22 protein-coding genes are annotated in these 22,047 nt (G+C 59.3%); 14 read left to right on the top strand and 8 right to left on the bottom strand.

Annotation, left to right across the window (positions count from 1 at the left end; all coding sequences use genetic code 11):
- The 10 genes from ATO6_RS21845 to ATO6_RS21890 form a co-directional block, all read left to right on the top strand.
- On the top strand, positions 1-356 hold a 356-nt coding region (locus ATO6_RS21845; protein WP_303395926.1), incomplete at its 5' end, for a citrate/2-methylcitrate synthase.
- Positions 357-359: 3 nt separating this feature from the next.
- Positions 360-1,523 (top strand): acyl-CoA dehydrogenase family protein, encoded by a 1,164-nt coding sequence (locus tag ATO6_RS21850; protein ID WP_028288582.1) that lies wholly within the window; start codon positions 360-362, stop codon positions 1,521-1,523.
- 10 nt (positions 1,524-1,533) lie between these two features.
- Positions 1,534-2,373 (top strand): MaoC family dehydratase N-terminal domain-containing protein, encoded by an 840-nt coding sequence (locus ATO6_RS21855; RefSeq protein ID WP_028288583.1) that lies wholly within the window; start codon positions 1,534-1,536, stop codon positions 2,371-2,373.
- Between the two features lie 211 nt (positions 2,374-2,584).
- Complete coding sequence (locus ATO6_RS21860; protein ID WP_028288584.1) at positions 2,585-3,364, top strand: ABC transporter ATP-binding protein; 780 nt, start codon at positions 2,585-2,587, stop codon at positions 3,362-3,364.
- Positions 3,365-3,368: 4 nt separating this feature from the next.
- Entirely contained in the window at positions 3,369-5,366 is a 1,998-nt protein-coding gene (locus ATO6_RS21865; protein WP_254919240.1) for an AMP-binding protein, read from the top strand.
- Between the two features lie 15 nt (positions 5,367-5,381).
- Entirely contained in the window at positions 5,382-6,266 is an 885-nt protein-coding gene (locus tag ATO6_RS21870; RefSeq protein ID WP_028288586.1) for a branched-chain amino acid ABC transporter permease, read from the top strand.
- Between the two features lie 3 nt (positions 6,267-6,269).
- Positions 6,270-7,322, top strand: a complete 1,053-nt coding sequence (locus ATO6_RS21875; RefSeq protein ID WP_028288587.1) for a branched-chain amino acid ABC transporter permease — start codon at positions 6,270-6,272, stop codon at positions 7,320-7,322.
- 34 nt (positions 7,323-7,356) lie between these two features.
- Entirely contained in the window at positions 7,357-8,595 is a 1,239-nt protein-coding gene (locus ATO6_RS21880; RefSeq protein WP_051630972.1) for an ABC transporter substrate-binding protein, read from the top strand.
- 61 nt (positions 8,596-8,656) lie between these two features.
- Positions 8,657-9,448: an ABC transporter ATP-binding protein gene (locus tag ATO6_RS21885; RefSeq protein WP_028288589.1), complete on the top strand. Its 792-nt coding sequence runs from the start codon at positions 8,657-8,659 to the stop codon at positions 9,446-9,448.
- Between the two features lie 13 nt (positions 9,449-9,461).
- Positions 9,462-10,250 carry an SDR family NAD(P)-dependent oxidoreductase gene (locus ATO6_RS21890; RefSeq protein WP_028288590.1) on the top strand — a complete coding sequence of 263 codons (789 nt, stop codon included), beginning with the start codon at positions 9,462-9,464 and terminating at the stop codon, positions 10,248-10,250.
- Positions 10,251-10,275: 25 nt separating this feature from the next.
- Here ATO6_RS21890 and ATO6_RS21895 read toward each other — a convergent pair whose 3' ends face one another.
- Positions 10,276-11,379 (bottom strand): CaiB/BaiF CoA-transferase family protein, encoded by a 1,104-nt coding sequence (locus ATO6_RS21895; protein WP_036540260.1) that lies wholly within the window; start codon positions 11,377-11,379, stop codon positions 10,276-10,278.
- A 113-nt stretch (positions 11,380-11,492) separates the two neighbouring features.
- On the opposite strand from ATO6_RS21895, the gene ATO6_RS21900 reads away from it, so the two are divergent.
- Genes ATO6_RS21900 through ATO6_RS21910 form a run of 3 tightly spaced genes read left to right on the top strand, consistent with a single transcriptional unit; the run spans position 11,493 to position 14,719 of the window.
- Positions 11,493-12,281 carry an enoyl-CoA hydratase/isomerase family protein gene (locus ATO6_RS21900; RefSeq protein WP_028288592.1) on the top strand — a complete coding sequence of 263 codons (789 nt, stop codon included), beginning with the start codon at positions 11,493-11,495 and terminating at the stop codon, positions 12,279-12,281.
- A 16-nt stretch (positions 12,282-12,297) separates the two neighbouring features.
- Complete coding sequence (locus ATO6_RS21905) at positions 12,298-13,536, top strand: thiolase family protein (RefSeq protein ID WP_027264384.1); 1,239 nt, start codon at positions 12,298-12,300, stop codon at positions 13,534-13,536.
- 16 nt (positions 13,537-13,552) lie between these two features.
- Positions 13,553-14,719: an acyl-CoA dehydrogenase family protein gene (locus tag ATO6_RS21910; protein WP_036051588.1), complete on the top strand. Its 1,167-nt coding sequence runs from the start codon at positions 13,553-13,555 to the stop codon at positions 14,717-14,719.
- A 10-nt stretch (positions 14,720-14,729) separates the two neighbouring features.
- On the opposite strand, the gene ATO6_RS21915 is transcribed toward ATO6_RS21910, so the two are convergent.
- Entirely contained in the window at positions 14,730-15,386 is a 657-nt protein-coding gene (locus tag ATO6_RS21915) for an SDR family NAD(P)-dependent oxidoreductase (protein ID WP_088626185.1), read from the bottom strand.
- Between ATO6_RS21915 and ATO6_RS21920 the strand changes: the two genes are divergently transcribed.
- A complete protein-coding gene (locus tag ATO6_RS21920) occupies positions 15,337-16,314 on the top strand; it encodes an FAD-binding oxidoreductase (protein WP_169739214.1) in 978 nt (325 codons plus the stop codon). The two genes, ATO6_RS21915 and ATO6_RS21920, sit on opposite strands and share 50 nt — an antisense overlap.
- A gap of 225 nt (positions 16,315-16,539) precedes the next feature.
- On the opposite strand, the gene ATO6_RS21925 is transcribed toward ATO6_RS21920, so the two are convergent.
- From ATO6_RS21925 to ATO6_RS21950, 6 genes are read right to left on the bottom strand one after another with little or no spacing between them, the layout of a single operon-like run.
- Positions 16,540-17,736, bottom strand: a complete 1,197-nt coding sequence (locus ATO6_RS21925) for a phenylacetate--CoA ligase family protein (protein ID WP_229669281.1) — start codon at positions 17,734-17,736, stop codon at positions 16,540-16,542.
- 27 nt (positions 17,737-17,763) lie between these two features.
- Complete coding sequence (locus ATO6_RS21930) at positions 17,764-18,573, bottom strand: enoyl-CoA hydratase/isomerase family protein (protein WP_028095226.1); 810 nt, start codon at positions 18,571-18,573, stop codon at positions 17,764-17,766.
- Positions 18,574-18,601: 28 nt separating this feature from the next.
- Positions 18,602-19,753 (bottom strand): acyl-CoA dehydrogenase family protein, encoded by a 1,152-nt coding sequence (locus tag ATO6_RS21935; protein WP_028284914.1) that lies wholly within the window; start codon positions 19,751-19,753, stop codon positions 18,602-18,604.
- Positions 19,750-20,874, bottom strand: a complete 1,125-nt coding sequence (locus ATO6_RS21940; RefSeq protein WP_088626186.1) for an acyl-CoA dehydrogenase family protein — start codon at positions 20,872-20,874, stop codon at positions 19,750-19,752. The genes ATO6_RS21935 and ATO6_RS21940 overlap by 4 nt, the downstream gene beginning before the upstream one ends.
- Positions 20,861-21,310 (bottom strand): MaoC family dehydratase, encoded by a 450-nt coding sequence (locus tag ATO6_RS21945; RefSeq protein ID WP_027264320.1) that lies wholly within the window; start codon positions 21,308-21,310, stop codon positions 20,861-20,863. The genes ATO6_RS21940 and ATO6_RS21945 overlap by 14 nt, the downstream gene beginning before the upstream one ends.
- Entirely contained in the window at positions 21,307-22,026 is a 720-nt protein-coding gene (locus ATO6_RS21950; protein WP_088626187.1) for a transglutaminase family protein, read from the bottom strand. Before ATO6_RS21950 ends, ATO6_RS21945 begins: the two co-directional genes overlap by 4 nt.
- Between the last annotated feature and the right edge of the window lie 21 nt (positions 22,027-22,047).

Raw genomic sequence — 22,047 nt, forward strand, 5'->3', positions numbered from 1 at the left:
TGCCGGGGCTCGGACATCCGGTGCACAAACCGGTCGATCCGCGCACCCCGCGCCTGTTCCAGATCGCTGCCGAGAACGGCAAGTCCGGTGAATACATCGAGTTGATCCAGAAAATTCAGGCCGTTGCCGAAGAAGAATCGGGTAAGATGCTGCCGATTAACGCCACTGGTGCGATCGGAGCGATCTGCTGTGAATTCGGCTTTCCCTGGAAGATCGTGCGGGGCTTTGGCGTCATGGCTCGCGCCATCGGCCTGGTCGGTCATATCCTCGAAGAGAGCGAAAACCCGATCTCCTATGAATTGTGGCAGCGCGCCGAAGAGGAAATCCTCGAAACCTCCGGCCCGGGAGCGGCTTGAACGATGCAGACGTCAGCCCCAGACACTCACACCGATCTGCGCGATGCCTTGCGCGCACTTTGCGCGCAGTTTCCGCCAGAGTATCATCGCAAGTTCGGCGAAGACGAAACCTACCCCGAGGAATTCGTCGATGCGCTGACCCGCGAGGGCTGGCTTGCCGCGATGATCCCAGAGGAATACGGTGGCTCGGGTCTGGGGTTGACCGAAGCCTCGATCATCATGGAGGAGGTGAACCGCTGCGGCGGAAACGCGGGCCATTGCCACGGGCAGATGTATAACATGGGCACGCTGCTGCGGCATGGTTCGGATGAGCAAAAGCAGACATACCTGCCCGGTATTGCCAGCGGCGCGTTGCGCCTGCAATCCATGGCCGTGACCGAACCGACAACCGGGACCGACACCACCAAACTGAAGACCATCGCAGTCAAGAAGGGTGACCGGTATGAGATCAATGGCCAGAAGGTCTGGATCAGCCGTATCCAGCATTCTGACCTGATGATCTTGCTGGCCCGCACTACGCCGCTGAGCGAGGTCAAGAAAAAGTCGCAGGGCCTGTCGATCTTTATGGTCGATCTGAAAGAGGCAATCGGCAACGGGATGGAGGTCCGCCCCATCGCCAACATGCCCGGCCACGAAACCAATGAAGTGTTTTTCGACAACCTGGAAATCCCCGCCGAGAACCTGATCGGCACCGAGGGGCGCGGGTTTTACCATATTCTTGACGGGCTGAACGCCGAACGGACCCTGATTGCGGCGGAATGCATCGGTGATGGATACTGGTTCGTTGACAAGGCCCGCGCCTATGCCGGCGACCGCGTGGTCTTTGACCGTCCCATCGGCCAGAACCAAGGTGTGCAATTCCCTATCGCCAGGTCCTATGTGAACATCGAGGCCGCCAATCTGATGCGCTTTGAAGCCTGCAGGCGGTTCGATGCCGGACTGGATTGTGGTGCACAGGCGAACATGGCCAAGCTGCTGGCTTCGGAAGCCAGCTGGGAAGCGGCCAATGCCTGCATCCAGACCCACGGCGGCTTCGGTTTCGCACGGGAGTACGATGTTGAGCGCAAGTTTCGCGAGGCGCGCCTCTATCAGGTCGCCCCGATCTCGACCAACCTGATCCTCTCCTATGTCGGCGAACATATCCTCGGCATGCCCCGATCCTTCTGAGGCCAGAAACATGGGTGAGATCGACCTTGACGCGCTGGCGCCCTGGCTGGGACGCACCGAGACCAAGGAAGATGTTCTGACGCAGGGGCTGATCGACAAATTCCGCGCCACGCTCGGTCCGCATCTTTGGGACGAAGCCGGCGATGTCCCGCTGGGGGTTCATTGGTGCCTTGCCCTTGATACCGTGCCAGCTGCCGCCCTGTCAGAAGATGGCCACGCCGCGAGGGGTGGATTTCTGCCCCCTGTTCTGCTGCCCGCCCGCATGTGGGCTGGCGGCGATGTTACGCATATCGCGCCGCTGAAAATCGGCGAAACCATCACCCGACGCTCTTCGATCAGGAATATTGTGGCCAAGCAGGGCCGTAGTGGACCATTGGTCTTTGTGACCGTCGAACATGAGTATCTGAGTGGCAACCGGCTTTGTATCCGGGAGCAGCAAACGATCGTTTATCGTGAGATTTCCACCCCCCGCACGGGCGAGAGCGCAGCTGACGCGGGTGACCCCAACACGCTTAGATCGACGCTGACACCGGATCCTGTTCTTCTGTTTCGCTATTCGGCGCTGACGTTCAATGCCCATCGCATTCACTATGATTACGTCTACGCCACCGAAACCGAAGCCTATTCCGGACTTGTTGTGCATGGCCCATTGCAGGCCACGCTGCTTCTGAATCTGGCGGCGGGTGCGTTGAAAACATCGCCCCACCGGTTTTCGTTCCGTGGCCTCGCGCCACTCACCCTGCCCTGCGAATTGCAACTGCACAATGAAGGGACCGGCACCTCCGGGACAGTCTGGTGTCAGGATCAAAAAGGTCTTCGAAGCTTTTCCGCAGAGTACGCGGCCGTCTGATCGGTCTTCTTCGGTAGCGAATTCAGTTGTTGACCAATTTTTCTAACATCTGTTAGGCTTCGCGGAGAGACTTGGTAAATAAACCAGGCAAACCTCTGAATTTAGAGGTGGGAGGAGGAACAATGCGAGGAAAACTCGTAACCAACGAAAAACCGTGCGGTCAGGCTATGCGCGCCTCCATGAGGTGTGGGGCAAAAGCACGGGCCGCAACATGACCACGAATAACGGGCACGTATCCTCACCGCTTGCGGTGCGTGGTGCAACTTTGAAATTTGGCGGTGTGACCGCGCTCGACGATGTGAGCATTTCTGTGGCCGACGATGAATTGCTTGCAATTATCGGACCGAACGGAGCCGGAAAAACATCACTTCTAAACGTGACTGCGGGCTTCTACCGTCCGCAGAAGGGCCGTGTCGAATTGTCCGGGCAGGACGTGACCGGCCTGCGTGTTGACCAGATCGCCCGGCGCGGTCTGGCGCGGACGTTTCAGGGCACCCATCTTTTTGCCGGGCAGACGGTGGTGGAAAACATTATGATCGGCCGCCACATGCTGATGAAATCGAATGTAGTCCAGGCTTTTTTCCAGTTCGGTCCCGTGATGCGCGAGGAATCGGAACATCGTGAAGCCGCAGAGGAGATCATCGATTTTCTCGAGATCGAGGCAATCCGCAACCGGCCCGTGGGCACGTTGGGGTATGGGTTGCGCAAGCGTGTCGATCTGGGCCGTGCATTGGCGCAGGAACCGTCGATCCTGCTGATGGATGAACCGATGGCCGGCATGAACTCGGAGGAAAAAGAAGACCTGGCGCGCTTCATTCTCGATGTGCGCGAGGCGCGCAAGATTCCGGTAGTTCTGGTGGAGCACGACATGGGCGTCGTGATGGACCTTGCCGACCGGATCGTGGTGCTGGATTTCGGGCGGGTCATCGCTGAAGGCACCCCGGAAGAAATCCAGAAGGACCCGGCTGTCATAAAGGCATATCTGGGGTAGCGGCATGGTCAAACAACGGACAGCAATGGTCTTTTCGGACCCAGCAGTGACACATAGCGAAACCCTGCCGCAGGTTTTGCTCGCGCGAGCGACATCCACACCGACCAACCTCGCCGAACGGCACAAGCGCCTGGGCATCTGGCGTGAATTCACCTGGGCCGATGTTCTTGACAGGGTTCGCGCCCTGGCTCTCGGGTTGGAGAACCTGGGCTTGTCGGCTGGCGAATCCGTCATGATGATTGGCGAAAACGAACCCGAACATTTCTGGGCTGAATACGCCGTCCAGTCGTTAGGCGGCAAAGTCCTGTCTGTCTATCCGGATCAAAACGCTGAAGAGATTCTGTATCTGGCCGAAGACTCGCAAACGCGGATTTTTCTGGCACAGGATCAGGAGCAGGTCGATAAATGCATCGAGATTGCGGGCAAGTACTCGGGCGCCCTGGCGGTCGTTTACTGGGACGATTCCGGTCTGTGGGGCTATGATCATCCCCTGTTGCATTCGTTTGAAAGTGTGAGCGCGGCAGGGCGTCAGATCCACGCCAAGGAACCCGCCAGATTTGAAGAACACGTAAAACGTGGACGGGCGGACGATACCGCCTTGCTGTCCTATACCTCGGGTACCACGGGAAAACCCAAGGGCGTTGTCATCAGCCATCGCTACCTGTTCGACAATTGCTCGCGGGTGATGGGGGCAATCGAAATCGCGCCGGGCACCGAATACCTGACCTACATTTCGCCGGCCTGGGTCACGGAACAGATTTTCGGCCTGTCGATCGGTTTGATCGCGCCCATGGTCGTCAACTTCCCCGAAGGCCCTGAAGACGTACTGACCAACATTCGCGAACTGGCGGTCGACGCACTGGTGTTCAGCCCGCGCCAGTGGGAAAATCTCGCCTCCATCGTTCAGGCCCGGATGCTGGGGGCGGGTAAAATCCGCAATGCGATGTACAACTGGGGTATGAAGGTCGGCCACGACGTTTATGTGGAACGGCTGGAGGGGCGTAGCCCCAGCCTTGCCGCACGCCTGCAGCTTCCCTTTGCCGAAGCTCTGGTGCTGCATCACCTGCGCGACAATCTTGGCCTTGGTAAGGCCAAAAACGCAATGAGCGGCGGCGCCCTGATGGCACCTGACGTCTTTCGTATGTTCCACGCGATGGGGGTTAAGCTGCGCAACGTGTATGGCGCGACCGAAATCGGCCTTCTGACCGCGCATGTCGGCGAAAGCTATCAGCTGGAAACCAGCGGCAGCTGGATGCAAAGCAACACGAACTACGGCGAACCGCTGGAATACAGGGTCTCGGACGAAGGGGAGCTTCAGGTGCGTGGCGGATCGGGCTTCGGTGGCTATCACGGCAAGCCCGAAAAGACCGCAGAGGAATTGACCGAAGACGGTTGGTACAAGACCGGTGACGCGGTGTCGATGACCGACGACGGCGAGCTTTTGTTCTTTGACCGTGTCAAGGATATGCGCCGCCTGGCAAATGGGCACAGCTATCCGCCGCAATTCATCGAAACGCGGTTGCGGTATAGCCCCTTCATCAAGGATCTCATGACCTTGGGCGACGAAACCCGGAGCTTCGTCAGCGCGCTTATCAATATCGATATGGAAGTTCTCGGGCGTTGGGCGGAAGAGAACAAGATCAGCTTTTCGACCTACACCGATCTCTCGCAGAAACCCAAAGTTCTGGACCTTATCAAAGGCGAAGTGGCGCGCATCAATGCGCTCCTGCCCGAAGGCTCGCGCGTGGCACGTTTTGCGAATTTTCCCAAGGAACTCGACCCGGATGAAGGCGAGTTGACCCGCAGCCGAAAGCTTCGCCGGGCCTTTCTGGAGGAACGGTATGCCAAGCTCGTCGAGGCGATCTATGCTGGCGATGACGAGACAGATCTCGAAATCGCTGTGACCTATCAGGACGGCCGTCAAGGCGTTCTCAAGACCACGGTTCGCGTGTCGGATGTTGAAAACGCATCGAAGGCTGCCAAGCGGCAGTCCAAATCTTAAAGGAGGTCGGCGACAATGGTCTATTTCATCAATGACATCATTACCGGGGCTTTGATCGGCCTTCTGTATTCGCTGGTGGCCATGGGCTTTGTTGTGATTTACCGCGCCAGCAAGGTGTTCAACTTCGCGCAGGGCGAGCTTGTGATCATCGGCGGGTTCATCGTCTGGTTCACAACGATGCAAGCGGGGCTTAGCCTTTGGTTGTCGATACCCCTTTCGCTGGTTCTGGCCGGGCTGGTCGGGTACGCAATCGAACGGATTTTCCTGACAAAGCTGATCGGTGAATCGGTTTTCTCGATGGTCATGGTCACCGTCGGCCTTTTGATCCTGCTGCGCGGTTTGGTGCTGCTTGTGTTCGGTCCCGCGGTAAGACCCTTCCCGATCATTTTTCCGCTGAAACCCTTGTTCCTCGGCGATATGTTGATCCCGATGAACCTCCTGATAGGTGGGATCATCACCATTGTCGCGGCCGTCGGCCTGTCGTGGTTCTTCAACCGGACCCGGTCCGGCCTCCGTATGACCGCTGTGGCGGAGGACCACGTCGTAGCTTCCTCGATGGGCATTTCGGTGAAAGGCTCGATTGCCGTTGCCTGGGTTCTCGGGGCAATCCTGTCCACAATTGGTGCGATGATCTTTCTCAGCGGCAAATCGCTGACCTTCCTGGCCTCGGATATCGGGTTCGCGGCCCTGCCGGTGGCGCTCTTTGCCGGGCTGGAATCCATCGGCGGGCTTATCCTGGCAGGAATAATCATCGGCATCGCGCAGAGCTTGACCACCAACTACCTTGATCCGTTGATCGGTGGCTCGCTCGGCAGTGTCGTTCCATATATCATAATGCTTGCCATTCTGCTGATCCGGCCGACCGGCCTGTTCGGCTGGCGCACAATCGAACGGGTGTAATCCATGGATCCTTCTGGCGTATTCCCGACAAGCTATCGCAGTGACAGACGTTTGATCCGAACGCGCTGGCAGTTTCTGGCCCTCGTCGTATTCATGGCTCTACTGCTGTTGGCGCCTTACCTGGTGAGCAGCCGTATCATCGCTATCCTGAATATGATGATGATCAGCGCCGTCATCGCCGTCGGGCTTCAGATCTGCACCGGCTATGCGGGCCAGATCAACCTGGGTCAGGCGGCGTTCATGGGGGTCGGCGCCTATACGGCCTCGATACTGGCCTCGAAGACCGGCCTTACGTTTCTGCTGACCATTCCTCTGGCCGGGCTCTCGGCTGCGCTGTTCGGCTTTCTCTTTGGCTTGACCGCGGCGCGGATCAAGGGGTTCTATCTGGCACTGACCACGATTGCAGCTCAGTTCCTGTTCCACTTTGCCGTATTGAACCTGCCGTCAACCTGGCTGGGTGGATCGAACGGTATCACCGTGCCCCCGGCCGAGCTTTTCGGGCAGCGATTTGTCAGCGAATCTTCGCAGTTCTATCTGAATTTCGCCGTGACCGCGATCATGGTGGCGGGCGCGTTCGGGATCGTTCGGTCACGCTTCGGCCGTGCCTTCGTGGCGGTCAGGGATGATGACGTGGCCGCGGGTATAATGGGGATCAATGTCGCGGCCACAAAGGCAAATGCCTTCCTGATCGGCGCTTTCTATGCGGGCGTCGGCGGGGCGCTTTGGGCCTATCTGATCCGCTTCGTGGGGGTAGACCAGTTCACCCTGTTTCACTCGATCTTCTTCGTCGCGATGATCATCGTCGGCGGGATGGGTTCAATCGTGGGGGCCCTGATCGGCGTCTTCATTATCCGCATCATCCAGGAAATTATCGCGACGGTCGGCCCCAATATCGCCGACTCGGTATCATTCCTTGGCGGTGACATCGTGTTCGCTGGCATGAATGTCGTTCTTGGCGGCGTGATCGCATTGTTTATGATCCTCGAACCCAAGGGGCTGATGCACCGCTGGAACATCCTGAAGTCGTCATACCGTATCTGGCCGTTTCCTTACTGAGAAATAGAGCGGCTCTAAACCTGGGAGGAAGAATATGACTTACCAATCGAATCGAGGTCTTCGCGGCTTACTGGCAGCGGCTGCCTTGGCGGCCGCGGCGACCATGCCTTTGAAGGCGCAGGCCGAAGAGACCTATAATCTGGCCCTGCTGTCGGACTTTTCCGGCCCTTATGCTGACATCATGCCCATCCTGGCAGGCGGACGCGAAGCTGTGTTCACCTGGTGGAATGAAACCCGCGGCAAGGAACTTGGCGTCACGCTGAACTACAAAAACTACGAAACCCGCTATGACGCGGCACAGGTGGCAAGTCTCTGGCCCGGGATCAAATCGGAACTGGACCCGATTGCGGTTGTCGGCCTCGGCGGGCCTGACGTCGCGGCCCTTTCCGAACGCCTGCCGGAAGACAAAATCCCGATGTTCATGGCCACAGCGGCCTACGGTTTTGCCTGGCAACCGGATGCCTGGATTTTCAACCCACGCCCGACCTATTCGCACGAAAGTGTCGGCTTTCTAAACTGGATGCGTGAACAGCGCGGAGGAGACGAACCGCTCAAGGTTGCGATCCTCGCCTCCGAAGCATCGCCTGCCTATGTCGACATGGCAAAGGGCCTTGAACTCTATGCCGAAGAGCACCCCGAGGAGATCGACCTCGTCGAGGTCATCTATACCGAAGTTCAACCCACCGATCTGACGGGGCAAATGCGCCGCGTTGTACGAGCCGGGGCCGAGGCGCTGGTAATCCAAACGAACACCTCTATCGTGGTTGCCGCGAAACGTGGGCTGCAGGCCAACGGGGCGAACATCCCGATCATGATGAGTTCGCATAACGGGCTTCCAGCCTCGGGTGGCGCGCTTGGCGGGCTTGAGCAAATGGAGGGGGACTTTGAAGCCTACGGCATGGCGATTGCGGCCGATGAGGACACTCCCGCGCGACAATTCTACGAGACATTGGTTGCCGATTACGGACTCGAAGCACCTTGGAACGTCGTGACCGCAATGGGCGTATCTCAGGGTCTCTATACCGTGACCGTGATCGATCACGCGATCGAGGCGAACGGCGCCGAGGGCCTGACCGGAGAGATGGTACGTGAGGCGCTTTTTGCCAAACCGATCACCACCGAAGAAACCCATGGGTTCCTGCCGACCTTGTCCTTTACGCCAGAAGCGCCGTTCCCATTGGAAGGCCTCAAAGTGAATGTGGGCACCGTCAAAGATGGGAAAATCACCATCGCGGCAACGGGTGTCGACGTTCCGCAAGTTGAGAAATGGTGAATTAATCCGGGCGCCGCAGTCGCGGCGCCCGTTCTGATCCTTAGCCCCGGGCAATATGACCATGCTGGAACTCAACAACGTAGAGGTGACATATTCCGACGTCATCCTGGCGCTCAAAGGCGTGTCCATGACAGTCCGTGCGGGACAATGTGTTGCTCTGCTCGGTGGCAATGGCGCAGGAAAAAGCACGACGCTTAAAGCCATCTCGGGAACGCTCAAATCCGAGGATGGAACCGTTTCGGCGGGGTCCATCGTTCTGGACGGAACTCCCATTCAGAACATGGAAGCCTCGGAAGTCGTGAAGAACGGTCTCATCCATGTGATGGAAGGGCGGCGCGTTTTGCGGCATCTGACGTCAGAGCAAAACCTGATCGTCGGCGGGCACATGGTGCCCAACTCCGCCGAGCTGAAAAAGCGCCTGGACCATGTTTACACCTTGATGCCCCGGCTTGCGGACCTGCGCAACCGCACCTCTGGCTTCATGTCTGGTGGCGAACAACAACTGCTGCTGATCGGCCGGGCCATGATGGCCAGCCCCAAGATCATCGCGATCGACGAACCGTCGTTGGGATTGGCCCCGATGATGATCCGGGATGTTTATGAAGTGCTCAAGCAGCTCAAGTCAGAAGGCACGACCTTCTTCCTGGTCGAACAAAACAGCGCCGCGGCGCTATCGATCGCCGACTATGCCTATGTGATGGAGAACGGCCGGATCGTGATGGACGGCCCTGCCGACAAGCTCGCTGACAACGAGGACATCAAGGAATTCTATCTCGGCGTCACCGCATCGGGCGAGCGCAAAAGCTATCGAGATATCAAACACTATCGCCGCCGGAAGAGATGGCTGGGCTGAGGAGAAGGAATTCATGAGCACCATCCTGGATATCAAGGGCCGCACCGCGCTGGTGACCGGCGCCGGACAGGGCGTGGGCCGGCAGGTCGCGCTTTATCTGGCGGAACATGGCGCAGGCGCTGTTGTGATCAATGATTTTCACGCCGATCGGGCGGAAAGCGTTGCCGCAGAAGTTGAAGCAGCTGGCGCCAAGGCATTGCCAATCGCCTTTGACGTCTCGAACTTCGAGGCGGTCGGCGCAGCTTTCGCCGAGGCGCAATCCGCGTTCGGCGGCGTGGATATCCTGGTCAACAACGCCGGGAACGCGGGGCCGACCTCGCGGCTCGATGATCTGGTGCCCTTCTGGGACTCAGACCCATCGGAATGGAAGCGCTGGATGGCGACCAATTTCGACGGCGTGTTGAACTGCACCCGTCACGCAATGCCCCTGATGGTCAAGGGCGGCTATGGGCGCATCGTGACGGTCATCTCCGACGCGGGCCGCGTGGGCGAGCCGCATCTGGCGGTCTACTCCGGCGCCAAGGCCGGCGCGGCCGGCTTCATGCGGGCAATTGCAAAAGCCGGTGGTCGGTTCGGGATCACCGCGAATTGCGTCGCCTTGGGGGGCACAAGAACTCCGGCTGTCGCCGACCTGATCCCGGATGCAGAGACCGAGAAGCGGGCATTGTCGCAATACGTGATCCGCCGTCTGGGCGAGCCGGAAGACCCCGCCGGAATGATCCTGTTCCTCTGCTCGGATGCTGCCAGCTGGATCACCGGTCAAACTTATCCGGTGAATGGCGGGTATTCTTTTGCCTGCTAGAGCCGCCATCGGACGGCTGCCGCCTCTAGTTGGAGCTGTCCGAAAAAACGCTGTCATTATCTGCCCCGAGCTCGGGGGGCAGATCCGGTATCGCGGTTTCGAAACCATCGAATTTCAACGGCTGGACAATAAAAGTCTCGGCCTTGCCGCCGTCATGCGTAATCTTGCGCAGCAGCTGGCGCGCACGCACATGGGGGTCGTCCAACGTTTCGACCAGGGAATTGACCGGACCCCATGGCACCCCCGCCTTATCCAGAAGGTCGCCCCATTCGGCGCGCGTCTTGTTGACCAAAATCGCCGCGATTTCTTCGCGCAGCGCGGCCTTGCGGGCGACACGGTCGCGGCCTGTCAACGGCGCAAGATCCGCCCTGTTGATCACATCGCAGAACGGTTTCCAGAACCAGTCCTCATGCGCGATGGACAAGGTCAAGAGCTTGCCGTCTTTGCAGGTGAACACGCCATAGCCCGGCTCGGCGATAAATTCGCCCAGCGGTGTTCCATTGGCGGCGGGAACGAGGAATGCGGTCAACATCGAAACCACCGCATCCGACATGGACACGTCCACGTAACGCCCCTGCCCTGTGCGCTGGCTCGACACGACCGCCGACAGGATTGCGATCGCCGCGAACAACGCCGCGCCAACATCCGCAAGGGGGATCGGCGGCACAGGGCCGGGCTGCTTTGCATCGGCCTGATCGGCCAGCAAACCGCCAACCCCTTCATAGCTCAGGTCATGGCCAGCCCTGTCACGATAGGGGCCGTCCTGCCCGTAACCCGAAATCGATACATAAACCAGCCGCGAGTTGACACTACGCATGTCCTCGAAACCGGCACCCAAGGCCGCAAGCTTGCCAGGGCGGAACCCTTCGACGATGACATCCGATTCCTTGGCCAGTTCGCGAAACCGTGCCAGCCCCTCGGCCGATTTCAGATCCAACGCAACGCTGCGCTTGCCTCGGTTCAGTGCCCGGAACAAGGGCGGAAATTGCCGGGCCGGATCGCCGACACCCGGTCGTTCGATCATGATCACCTCGGCTCCCATGTCGGACAACAGCATTGTGGCATAGGGACCGGGAAACTGTTCGGCAAGGCTGAGAATTTTCAGGCCGGCCAGGGGTGCAGTGCTCATATCAATCTCCAGCTCTTTTGTTTTCCACGTGCGGGTCCGCCCGAGTGCAGCGCAAATCGCCGCAAAAGACAAGGCGAAAAACCAATAATATGTATAATTATCAGGAGCTTAGCATGAGTGAAGCAAAGCAGACGCTATTCGTTGAGCGGGTCGCAAAAACTGAATGGATTACCTTCCAGCGCACCGAACAGCTCAACGCAATGTCAACGCAGATGCTGCGCGAGATGGCGGCAGCACTGGAATCGGCGCTGGCCGACGATGGGGTGCGTACAATTGTCCTGACCGGCTCTGGCCGGGCATTCTGCGCCGGTGCCGATCTGAAAGAAGTTGCTGGCGCCAAACATGCACCAGGCGAGCCGGATCTTCTGGATCTTGTCGATCACACGTTTGGGCTGATGCGACATGGCCCGAAACCGGTGATCGCCGCAGTGAACGGGCTGGCGATGGCGGGCGGTTTGGAAATGGTGATGGCCTGCGATCTGGTCTTTGCCGCCGAAAGCGCGCAACTGGGCGACGCACATTCCAACTTTGGCGTCTTTCCCGGGGCCGGCGGTGCGGCGATCCTGCCGCGTAGGATTGGCCTGAACCGCGCGAAATACCTGCTGTTCTCGGGCGAGAACGTTTCGGCACGGGACATGATGGACTGGGGACTGGTGAACAAGGTCATCGCGGACGAAGACCTGCGACAAGCGGTGCAGGCCTTTACCGACAGGCTGGCAGAAAAAAGCCCGGCGGTCTTACGCCGCATGAAGACGGTTGCCAATCGGTCGCTGGACGTGGACGAAACCGCCGCGCTTTCCGAAGAGATGCTGAACCTGCGCGCGCACATGCGATCCTGGGACATGCACGAGGGTCTGTCGGCGTTCAATGAAAAACGAAAACCGCAGTTTCGCGGATACTAGGTCAGGAGGACAAACGATGCAGGACATTTACATCGTTGGCATCGGGATGACGCCGTTCGGAAAGTTCCGGGACAAAACCATCAAGGACATGACCGGCGAGGCCGTCGCCGCCGCGCTTTCCGATGCCCGAGTGACGGCAGATCGTATCGACGGCGCATTCTTCTCGAACGCGGTGCAGGGCCACATGGAGGGCCAGCACATGATCCGCGGCGAAATCGCGCTGCGTGAAATGGGCATTCAGGGCATTCCGGTGGTGAATGTCGAAAACGCCTGCGCCAGCGCCTCGACCGGGTTCAAACTGGCAGTCGATTTCCTCAAGGCCGGCAATGGCGACTGCTGTCTCGCCGTGGGCGCCGAAAAGATGTATTCTGACGACCGTGCGTTGATGTTTTCGGCCTTCGACAGCGGCTGGGACGTCAGCAACAGCGAAGAAGTCGCGCAACGGCTGGCCGATCTGGGTGCAGGGGTCGAGGAACCCGAAGGATCGAAATCGCCCAAGCCCTACAGCGTGTTCATGGATGTCTACGCAGGCTTCGCCCGGCTGCACATGAAGACCTTTGGCACAACTCAGGAACAGTTCGCCGCCGTCGCCGCCAAGAACCATGCGCATTCCGTGCATAATCCACTGGCGCAATACCGAGAAGCCATGAGCGTCGATCGGGTATTGGCCGCGCCGCCGATCACCTATCCGCTGACCCTGCCGATGTGCGCCCCGATCTCGGACGGGGCCGCTGCGGCCGTTTTATGCACCGGCGAGGGGATAAAACGTCTGGGCCTAGATCCCGCGCGCGCGATCAAGGTCAAGGCCGCGATCCTGCGCTCGGGCACCGATCGTCCGCCGGAAGATTACAAGAACCACCTGACCCGGCTTGCCGCGCTTGAGGCCTATGAACAGGCCGGGATCGGCCCCGAGGATATATCGGTGGCCGAAGTGCATGACGCCACGGCCGTGGGCGAAGTGATCCAGATCGAGAACCTCGGATTTGTCGAATTCGGCGAGGGCGGTCCCGCCAGTCTGCGCGGCGAGACAAAGATCGGTGGACGCATTCCGGTGAACCCCTCGGGCGGGTTGGAATCCAAGGGCCACCCGGTCGGTGCCACAGGGATAGGGCAGGTTTTCGAACTGGTCACGCAACTGCGCGGCGAAGCTGGCGCGCGTCAGGTCGAAGGGGCAAAGAACGCCATCGCCGAAAACGGCGGGGGGTTGCACGGGGTAGAAGAAGCGGCCGCCTGCGTCACCATTCTGGGCCGTTGAAACAAGGAGACGAACCATGGAAAACGTGATCGCCGCCGCTCAGGCAATCTATACAGATGAGCAACGCATGTTGCTGGAAAACTTCCGCAAGATGGCCGAGGCAGAGTTCGCGCCGCTGGCCGAGAAATACGAGAACCTCGGCCACCCCCCCGATGCGAAAACCCTGAAGTCCCTGTTCGCCAAGGTCGAGGAATTCGGGCTGATCAGCGGCCTGATCCCCGAAGAGGACGGCGGTGCCGGAATCGACCGCATGACCTATGGCATCCTATACGAGGAACTGGCCCGGATATGGGCCGATCTGGCAATCGCGGTGCTGATTCAGGGTCATGCCGTGTTCGCGGTCAACCTCTTGGGAAATGTGGCGCAGAAAGAGGCCTATCTGAAGCCGCTCCTGCGCAGCGAACGGATCTGTGCCACCTGTATTTCCGAACCAGAGGTCGGTTCGAACGTACGCGAGGTCAAGACACGTGCGGACCGCGAGGGCGATAAGATTTTCGTCACTGGCCAGAAGCTCTGGATTTCCAATGGGGCCCAGTCGGATTTCGCCATCGTTGTCTGCAATCTGGACGACGGTATTTCCATGGTCATCGTCGACCGCGATACCGGCAACTACGAGAGCCGCGAATTGCGCAAGCTGGGGCTTGTCGGTGCATCGACCTGCGAATTGTTTTTCGACCGTGCCGAAACCAGCGCTGACCATGTTCTGGGTAATGCAGGCGGCGGCCTGTTCCAGACATTGAAACTGTTTGAGAGCGCTCGCGTGTTTGTCGGCCTGACGAGCATTGGCATAGCGCAGGCGGCGTTGGAATGTGCCGTCAAATATGCGCAGGATCGCCAACAACATGGTAAGCCGATCGGCGGGCACCAGTTGATTCAAGGCTACTTGGCCGACATGGCCACGCACCTGGATGCCGCGCGCCTGTTGTGCCAGCGCGGGCTGCAACTTCTGGACCTGGGCGTGCGCTGTGACACCCAGACCTCGATGGCGAAATGGTATGCAACCGAAATGGCCGTCGAAATCGCCGGCAAAGCGGTGCAGATCCACGGCGGCAACGGCATCACCAAAGAGTTCCCCGTTGAACGGCACTTCCGCAATGCAAAGGTCATGCCGATTCCCGATGGCACCACCGAAATCCAAAAACTGGTCATCGGGCGCAACCTGACCGGGCTTAACGCGTTCTGAAATCGTGACTCTAAGAATTGCGGCCGGGGATTCCCGGTCGCCTTATCGTAGGCCCCCGGTCCGGGGGGGCGGCCAACGGATCATGCCCCAACCGGCGCTGCGGGACGCGTTTGATCAATGCCTGTCCCGCGTCAGTGGCAAAAAACTCACGGTTCAGGTCGGTTTCGATATAACCGGGGCAGATGGCATTCACCCGGATGCCATTCCGCGCCCATTCAAGCGCCAGAGACCGGGTCAGTTGAATCAGCCCTTCCTTGGACGCGGCATAGGCGGACACATGGCTGGCCACCCGTGTGCCCAGAATCGAGGCGACATTGACGATACAGCCCCCGCGTCCGGCATCAATCATCGCTTTGGCGGCGATACATGCGACATGAAATGCGCCCTTGAGATTTGTGTCTATGATCGCGTCGATTTCGGCCGGCCCGTGTTCCAATGCGGGAAGAGATGCCGTCGTTCCGGCATTGTTGATGACAGTGTCAAAGACCCGTCCCTTCAGCGCGGCTTCCACCGACTCCGGGTCCGCCACGTCCATCTCTATCACATCGGCCTGCCCCCCTTCCGCCGCTATCTTTGCGGAAAGCTCAGACAAGCGGGCGACGCGGCGGGCGGCCAATGTGACGTCGACATCCTGCCCCGCCAGCAGTTCGGCGAAATGCTCGCCCAATCCCGAAGATCTGGCGGACGACTATCAATTCATCCCGGGCCAGTACGTCACGCTGCGCCGTGCCGGTGATATCGATGGTGTGCGGCGATGCTATTCGGTCAGCTCCGGCCGAGACGATGGCGAGTTGCGCGTTCTGGTCAAGCTGCTGGAAGGCGGAGCGTTTTCCTCTTTCGTTCATAGCGAACTGCCACCGGGCACCGAACTTGATGTCATGACGCCCGAAGGCACATTCGGATCAAAGATACGACAAGGCGGACCACGCACCTATCTCGCCCTGGCCCCGGGCAGTGGAACTACTCCAATCATTTCGATCATCCGCTCGGTGCTTGCCACCGAGGCCGGGGCCAACTTCATCCTTTTTTACGGCAGTCGAACGCTAAGTTCCATCATCTTCCGCGACGAATTGAACGATCTCAAGGATACCTATCCCGGACGGTTCTCTCTTTTTCATACACTGACGCGCGAAGGCACCGATTCCCCACTATTCTCGGGCCGGCTTGATGCGGAAAAGCTGCGCAAGTTCTCCGGTGCCCTGTTCGCTCCGGCAGAAATAGAAGATGCTTTTCTTTGCGGCCCCGCCGAGATGATTCAGGAACTCAAGACCGCGCTCCGCGACCTCGGCGTTGAAGAGAACCGTTTTCATGACGAGCTGTTCGCTCCCGCCGATGCTGACAATACCGCCACCGTCACGCTTGCGCCGCTTACGGCGGAAGCCGCCACTGGAGAAGGAGTTCAGGTCACGGCGATCCTTGATGGCACCGCCCGCAGCTTTGTGATGACACCTGATCAGGAAAGCGTGGTCTCCGCCGCCGCAGCAGGTATCGAACTACCCTATTGCTGCAAGGGCGCAATGTGTTCCACCTGCCGCGCCAAAGTTATCGAAGGCGAGGCAGAGATGACGCTGAACTATGCTTTGGAGCCTCGGTAGTTGAAGGAGAACTTTGTCCTGACCTGCCAGGCCCGTCCGAAAACCAAAAAACTGACAGTCGATTTCGACCACGTTTGACCTGTGCCGCTTTCCGCGACACCCCACGGGCGCGCGGGGCCGGGATCCCCAAGACCTCCGCCAAGTTGAAAGTCTTGGGTCCACGAAAACCCGCGTGCCAGTGTCGGCTAAAAGGTCGGATTCAGGCAAAGCGCACAGAACCCGATCTCAGCGGTCTTTTTGGTTGACGATCAGTTCTGCATTTTCGGGTAGTTCCGAAACAATGTTCACCTCGTCAGCACGAATTCGTGCATGCAGTTTGAAGGTATCAGCGGCGGCTGCTTCTGCGGCGGAAGCGTCGGCACCGTCTTCCAGCACAAGCGAGAGGCGGATCATGTCGCGATCGTTCTCGCGCGTTACCACGGCCTGCGCGGCCTTTGCGCCCGGCGTGCCGATGACAACTTCTTCAACCACGCGCGGATAAACGAAAATCTCGCGCACTTTGACCGCTGCCCCGACCCGTCCCTGCAATGCTGAAATCCGGCTGACGGTGCCATCCGCGTTGCTTTCCAGGGCAAAGGCGCTGTCGCCGGTGCCGAACCGGATCATCGGCCAGGTGGAATCGCGCGCGGTCACGACAACCTCGCCAGGATCGCCATGAGCGACCTGTTCGCCGCTGACCGGATCGCAGATCTGCACCACGCGGTCGGGATGAACCAGGTAGCCTTCGCCGCCATCCTCATAGGCGACAAGGCCCAGATCGGCGGTGGCATAGGCGGCCCAGGTGGACACGCCGTATTCGGCCTCGATCCGGCGGCGCTTGGCCATCCAGTCGCCCATCTCACCGCCGAGGAAGGCTGTCTTCACCTTCCATGCGTCGCGGCCATAGGTTTCGATCACCTTGTCCGCCAGCGTCAGGAAAAACGCGGTCGAAGCGCAGATCGAAGTCACGCCGGTTTCGGCGATGATCTGTGCCTGAAGCTCCGTATTGCCGACGCCTCCGGGGATCACCGTGGCGCCTGCGGCCTGTGCCGCTTCGTCGAACAAAAGCCCCGCGGGCACCAGATGATACATCCAGGTGTTCAGGATGATATCCCCCGGCCCCACGCCTGCCGCCTTGAACAGCCGGTCAAGGCCGTGGCCGCCACCGTCCGAAAGGGCCGGTTCGAAAATCGGGCCGGGGGACACGTAGATCCGCCCGACATCCTTCAGATCCGAGGCCAGGAACCCGCCAAAGGGCGGGTTCTCGCGCTGGATCTTCAGAAGCTCTTCTTTTTTCATCACTGGAAGACGCGAGAGGTCCGCCACCGATGTGACAGCTGCCGGATCGAATCCGGCAGCCGTAAATCGCGATTTCAGGCCAGGAGCTTTTTCGGCCGCAGCGGCATAGGCTTGAGCTATATCTTTGTAGATATCATCAGACATTTCCATGCCTCCTCGTCCAATCTGGTGTTAAAGCGGGCAGTCCTTACGGAAGTTCGGCGCGCGCTTCTCGCGGTGCGACAACACACCTTCCTTGACGTCCTCGCTCATGAAGCCAAGCATCTCCAGCGCGGTCGACGCATCAAAGATCGGCCCGGCCTGGCGCAGCCAGTTGTTCAGCGAATACTTGGTCCAGCGAATCGCGCTTTGCGAGCCGTTGGCCAGTTCGACGGCTGTATCCAGCGCGATCTGCTGCAGCTCGTCATCCTCGACGCACATTGATACCAGACCGATACGCTCGGCCTCTTCGCCCGACACCGGCTTGCAGGTCATCAGATAGTATTTCGCCTTGGCCATCGAGGTCAGCAGCGGCCAGATAATCGCCGCGACGTCACCGGCGGCAACACCAAGGCGGGGATGACCATCGACAATCTTGGCCTTCTTTCCGGCGATCGAGATGTCGGCCAGGATGGCAACCACAAGGCCTGCGCCGGCCGCAGGGCCATTGATCGCGGAAATGATCGGCTTGTTGCAGTTGATGATGTTATAGACGAGATCCTTGGCTTCTTTCCACGTCTTCATGATCTCGTGCGAATTGCCAATCATGTTTTCGATAAGGCTGAAATCACCCCCGGCGGAAAATGCCTTGCCCGCACCGGTCACGATGACCGAATTGATGTCTGGGTCACGGTCGATATCGATCCACATGTCCGTCATCTGGGTGTGGGTTTCGGCATCGACCGAGTTGAATGTCTCGGGCCGGTCGAACGTGATGCGCAGGACGCGATCCGCCGGGTAGTCAAATTTCAGTTTATCGTATTTTGCATAACGATCCGACATGGTTCTATTTCCTCCGTGGGGTATTGAGTCAGCCAGGCAGTCCCAGGACGGCCTTGGACAGGATGTTTCTTTGGATTTCGTTCGATCCACCGTAGATCGTGGTAGGTCTGGCCTTGTAGAAACTCGCCAGAACATCGACACTTACGTTGCCGACCTGAAGCGGCCCGATGGAGCCGCCATCGGGACCGGCTGCTTCGATCATCAGCTCGGTGATGCGCTGGAAGCATTCAGTCACCCAAATCTTCAGCATGGACACATCCGCACCGAGCGTCTCGCCACGTTTGAGCTGATCTGCAAAACGGGCATAAAGCGCGGCATGATCTTCCACATCCAGTGCCGCCTGGGCAAAGCGGTCACGGAACACCGGATCGTCAAACGCGCCACGGCCACGGGCAAAGCTTTCAAGCTGTCCCAGAGCGTTCTGGGCCAGACTTGGCGAACCGATGAAAATGCGTTCGAAGCTCAAGAGAGCCTTGGCCATCGTCCAACCCTTGTTCAGCTCGCCCACGAGGTTCTCGCGGGGCGTCCGTGCATTGTCAAAGAAGACCTCGCAAAACTCGGTCTCGCCCGACAGGGTCGTGATGGTGCGCACCTCGACTCCGGGTTGATCCATCGGAGCGAGCAGGAAACTGATGCCCTGCTGTTTCTTCGGCGCATCGGGATCGGTGCGCACCAGCATGAAAATATGCGTGGCGTCATGCGCCATCGTGGTCCAGATCTTCTGTCCGTTGATGACAAAGTCGTCGCCGTCAATCTCTGCGCGTGTGCGTAGGTTCGCCAGATCGGACCCGGCGCCGGGTTCCGAATAGCCCTGACACCAGATATCTTCGCAACTCAGGATACGCGGCAGCCAGTAATCTTTTTGTTCCTGGGTGCCGAATTTGATGATCAGCGGCCCGACCATCTGCACGCCCATGTCGCGGCCGCGATTGACGCCCCAGCGCTGCTGCTCTTCGTAAAAGATCAGCAACTTGGCGGCGTTCAGCCCCATACCGCCGAATTCAGCGGGCCAGGCTGGCGCGACCCAGCCCTTGGCGTGAAGCTTGCGGTGCCAATGTTCGATCTCGGCGAACTTCGGTCGGTGCGGCAGGTGACGCAGCTCCTCGGGATATTCCGCCTCGAAGAACTGGCGCACTTCTTTGCGGAACTCTGCATCGGTCATAGCGCTCCAGTCGGTCATTGTGCTGCCCCCTCTGCTTCGCGTGCCTCGAACCATATCCGCCTGTGATAGGCATCGTCGCCCAACCAGGCCGACAGCACCAGCGCCCGGTTCAGGTAGAGCCCGATATCGAACTCATCCGTGTACCCGACGGCCCCGTGCAGCTGGATGGCGTCGCGGGTGATTTTCTTGGCGGCCGTGACGGCGCGCGCTTTGGCGCGGCTGGCAATCGGGGCCCGAACCTTCGGATCGGTTTCGCTGTCCATCTGCGCAAGCGCCTCCCGCACTCCGGCCTGCGCGACCTCGCACATCACGTTGAGGTCGACGGCACGGTGCTGGATGACCTGGAATGATCCGATCGGCTTGTCGAACTGCTCCCGCGTCTTGATGTAGTCGAGCGTGATCTCGAAGGCGCGCTCGCTCAGGCCGACAAGCTCGGCCGCGGCAAGCGCCGTTGCATCGGCGACAGCCTCGGCCAGTGCAGTGAGAACCGCACCGCTGCTGGCCAATTCCGCGGCCGGAGTTCCCGAAAACGAAAGCTCGCCCAGAGAGCTGCCATCCGCCTGCGTCTGCTTGTCGATGACAAGCCCCTGCGCGTCTGCCTCAGCCAGAACCAGAACCGGACCATCATCCTGTTCGGCCACGACAAGGAACCCGTGCGAACCGATCGCACCGACGACCCAGGCCTTGCCACCGGTCAGCTTTCCGTCCGCGTATCGGCAGGTCGCATCGGCAGGCGCCCCGTCGGGGCCGCGTTCCTGCCAGGCAACCGCCAATGAAATTTCGCCGCCGATGAGCTGTGCCATCTTCGGATGATCCGGACAAAGGCGGCGCAGAAGGCCGAGGCTCAGACCGATCGTCGACACGACCGGTTCCGGGGCAATCACACGGCCGACTTCCTCGGCGATGACACCCCCGGCGGCTAGGCCCATGCCAAGCCCGCCCTGATCTTCGGGCACCGCCACGCCGAAAACACCGGCCTCGGCGAGTTCCCGGACCATCTCCGCATCGAAACCGCCCCTGGCATCACGAAGTTTTCGGGCTCTGTCACTTCCGCCCGCCCGTTCAAACAACGTGCGCGCGCTCTCGCGCAACAGGCGAAGGTCTTCTTGTTCGCTGAAAAGGATATCAGTTTGTGTCATTTTGTTTTCGCTGGATCATCACGGGGGTGTCGGTCGAAAAAACGACCTCGCCCTCGGGGTTTTTGGCGCTGAGCGTATAGTGCAAAACACCTCTGTCGGGCTTGCTTTTTGACGGTGTGACCGAGTTGACCGTCAGTTCGACATCAAGGGGTTCGTTCGGGTGCACAGGCCGCAGCCAGCGCAAATTGTCAAAGCCCATGCCGCCGATATTGGCAACATCGACCATCATCTCGGTCATGACCGGCTTGAACACCTCAAGCATGGTCTGAAAGCCCGAGGCGATCAGGCTGCCATGTATGGCGGTTGCATAGTCTTCATCGGTGTGCAGCCGCTGCGGATCCCATTCCTTGGCAAAGGCCTTTATTGAATCCGCGCTCATCGGAGCGCTGCGAAAGCGATAGACTTGGCCCGGCGAGAAGTCTTCCAGATACCTCAAGAGGCACCCTCCTTTGCGAAACCGTCATCGTATCCGCTCGCATCCTTGGATATCCGGATGCGGTTGAATTCTTCCAGCTTCGGATAGGTTTCCTTGAACGCCACCAGGAACTCACCCATCGGCGCGTCGAAATAGAGACCACGGTCGTTCACATATTCCATGTGCCGGTGATTCTGTTCGTCGAACTCATGAAAGAGCGCGTCGTGATAGCCGTCGAAGACCAGGGGTTTGACCCCGAATCTTTCACACAGTTCCATGTTGAATGCAGGTGTCACCTTGTAGGCCTCATTCCCCAACCACAGCTGAACATAGCCGTGGTAGATAAAGAGATCGGTCCCCATCAACTCCTGCAACTTGGGTGTATTCAGGTGGTTGCGCACATCCGCGAACCCCAGAGCGGCGGGGATACCCACAGCACGCAAACAAGCCGCCAGAAGAATTGCCTTGGGAACGCAAAACGCCGCTTCCGCCCCAGCGATACGGCTGGCACGGTAAGAGTCCTCATCCAGCGCAAAACAATAGGGATCATAGCGAATATCGTCGCGCACCGCTTCGAACAGGCGGATCGCCTTGTCGCGATTGGTTGCGCCCACAGGGAGATCACGCAAAGCCGATGTCACGAAACCCTGCACTTCCAAGCTATCGCTTTCCACAAAGCGCGATGGCATGACATAACGCTCAGCTTCAGTCGGCAGGTTATCGTCAGACTTGTCCATTGGCCCCTCCTTTTTTCTAAC

The sequence above is a fragment of the Oceanicola sp. 22II-s10i genome (assembly GCF_002210105.1).
In the GTDB taxonomy this organism is placed as follows: domain Bacteria; phylum Pseudomonadota; class Alphaproteobacteria; order Rhodobacterales; family Rhodobacteraceae; genus Pseudooceanicola.

What these genes read in the sequence shown, in the direction of transcription:
- ATO6_RS21875 (WP_028288587.1), top strand. Translation starts at nt 6,270, where the DNA reads ATGGATCCTTCTGGCGTATTCCCGACAAGCTATCGCAGTGACAGACGT.
- ATO6_RS21905 (WP_027264384.1), top strand. Translation starts at nt 12,298, where the DNA reads ATGCAGGACATTTACATCGTTGGCATCGGGATGACGCCGTTCGGAAAG.
- ATO6_RS21940 (WP_088626186.1), bottom strand. Translation starts at nt 20,874, where the DNA reads ATGACACAAACTGATATCCTTTTCAGCGAACAAGAAGACCTTCGCCTG.
- ATO6_RS21935 (WP_028284914.1), bottom strand. Translation starts at nt 19,753, where the DNA reads ATGACCGACTGGAGCGCTATGACCGATGCAGAGTTCCGCAAAGAAGTG.
- ATO6_RS21900 (WP_028288592.1), top strand. Translation starts at nt 11,493, where the DNA reads ATGAGTGAAGCAAAGCAGACGCTATTCGTTGAGCGGGTCGCAAAAACT.
- ATO6_RS21860 (WP_028288584.1), top strand. Translation starts at nt 2,585, where the DNA reads ATGACCACGAATAACGGGCACGTATCCTCACCGCTTGCGGTGCGTGGT.
- ATO6_RS21865 (WP_254919240.1), top strand. Translation starts at nt 3,369, where the DNA reads ATGGTCAAACAACGGACAGCAATGGTCTTTTCGGACCCAGCAGTGACA.
- ATO6_RS21925 (WP_229669281.1), bottom strand. Translation starts at nt 17,736, where the DNA reads ATGTCTGATGATATCTACAAAGATATAGCTCAAGCCTATGCCGCTGCG.
- ATO6_RS21880 (WP_051630972.1), top strand. Translation starts at nt 7,357, where the DNA reads ATGACTTACCAATCGAATCGAGGTCTTCGCGGCTTACTGGCAGCGGCT.
- ATO6_RS21895 (WP_036540260.1), bottom strand. Translation starts at nt 11,379, where the DNA reads ATGAGCACTGCACCCCTGGCCGGCCTGAAAATTCTCAGCCTTGCCGAA.
- ATO6_RS21850 (WP_028288582.1), top strand. Translation starts at nt 360, where the DNA reads ATGCAGACGTCAGCCCCAGACACTCACACCGATCTGCGCGATGCCTTG.
- ATO6_RS21890 (WP_028288590.1), top strand. Translation starts at nt 9,462, where the DNA reads ATGAGCACCATCCTGGATATCAAGGGCCGCACCGCGCTGGTGACCGGC.
- ATO6_RS21870 (WP_028288586.1), top strand. Translation starts at nt 5,382, where the DNA reads ATGGTCTATTTCATCAATGACATCATTACCGGGGCTTTGATCGGCCTT.
- ATO6_RS21910 (WP_036051588.1), top strand. Translation starts at nt 13,553, where the DNA reads ATGGAAAACGTGATCGCCGCCGCTCAGGCAATCTATACAGATGAGCAA.
- ATO6_RS21930 (WP_028095226.1), bottom strand. Translation starts at nt 18,573, where the DNA reads ATGTCGGATCGTTATGCAAAATACGATAAACTGAAATTTGACTACCCG.
- ATO6_RS21885 (WP_028288589.1), top strand. Translation starts at nt 8,657, where the DNA reads ATGCTGGAACTCAACAACGTAGAGGTGACATATTCCGACGTCATCCTG.
- ATO6_RS21855 (WP_028288583.1), top strand. Translation starts at nt 1,534, where the DNA reads ATGGGTGAGATCGACCTTGACGCGCTGGCGCCCTGGCTGGGACGCACC.
- ATO6_RS21950 (WP_088626187.1), bottom strand. Translation starts at nt 22,026, where the DNA reads ATGGACAAGTCTGACGATAACCTGCCGACTGAAGCTGAGCGTTATGTC.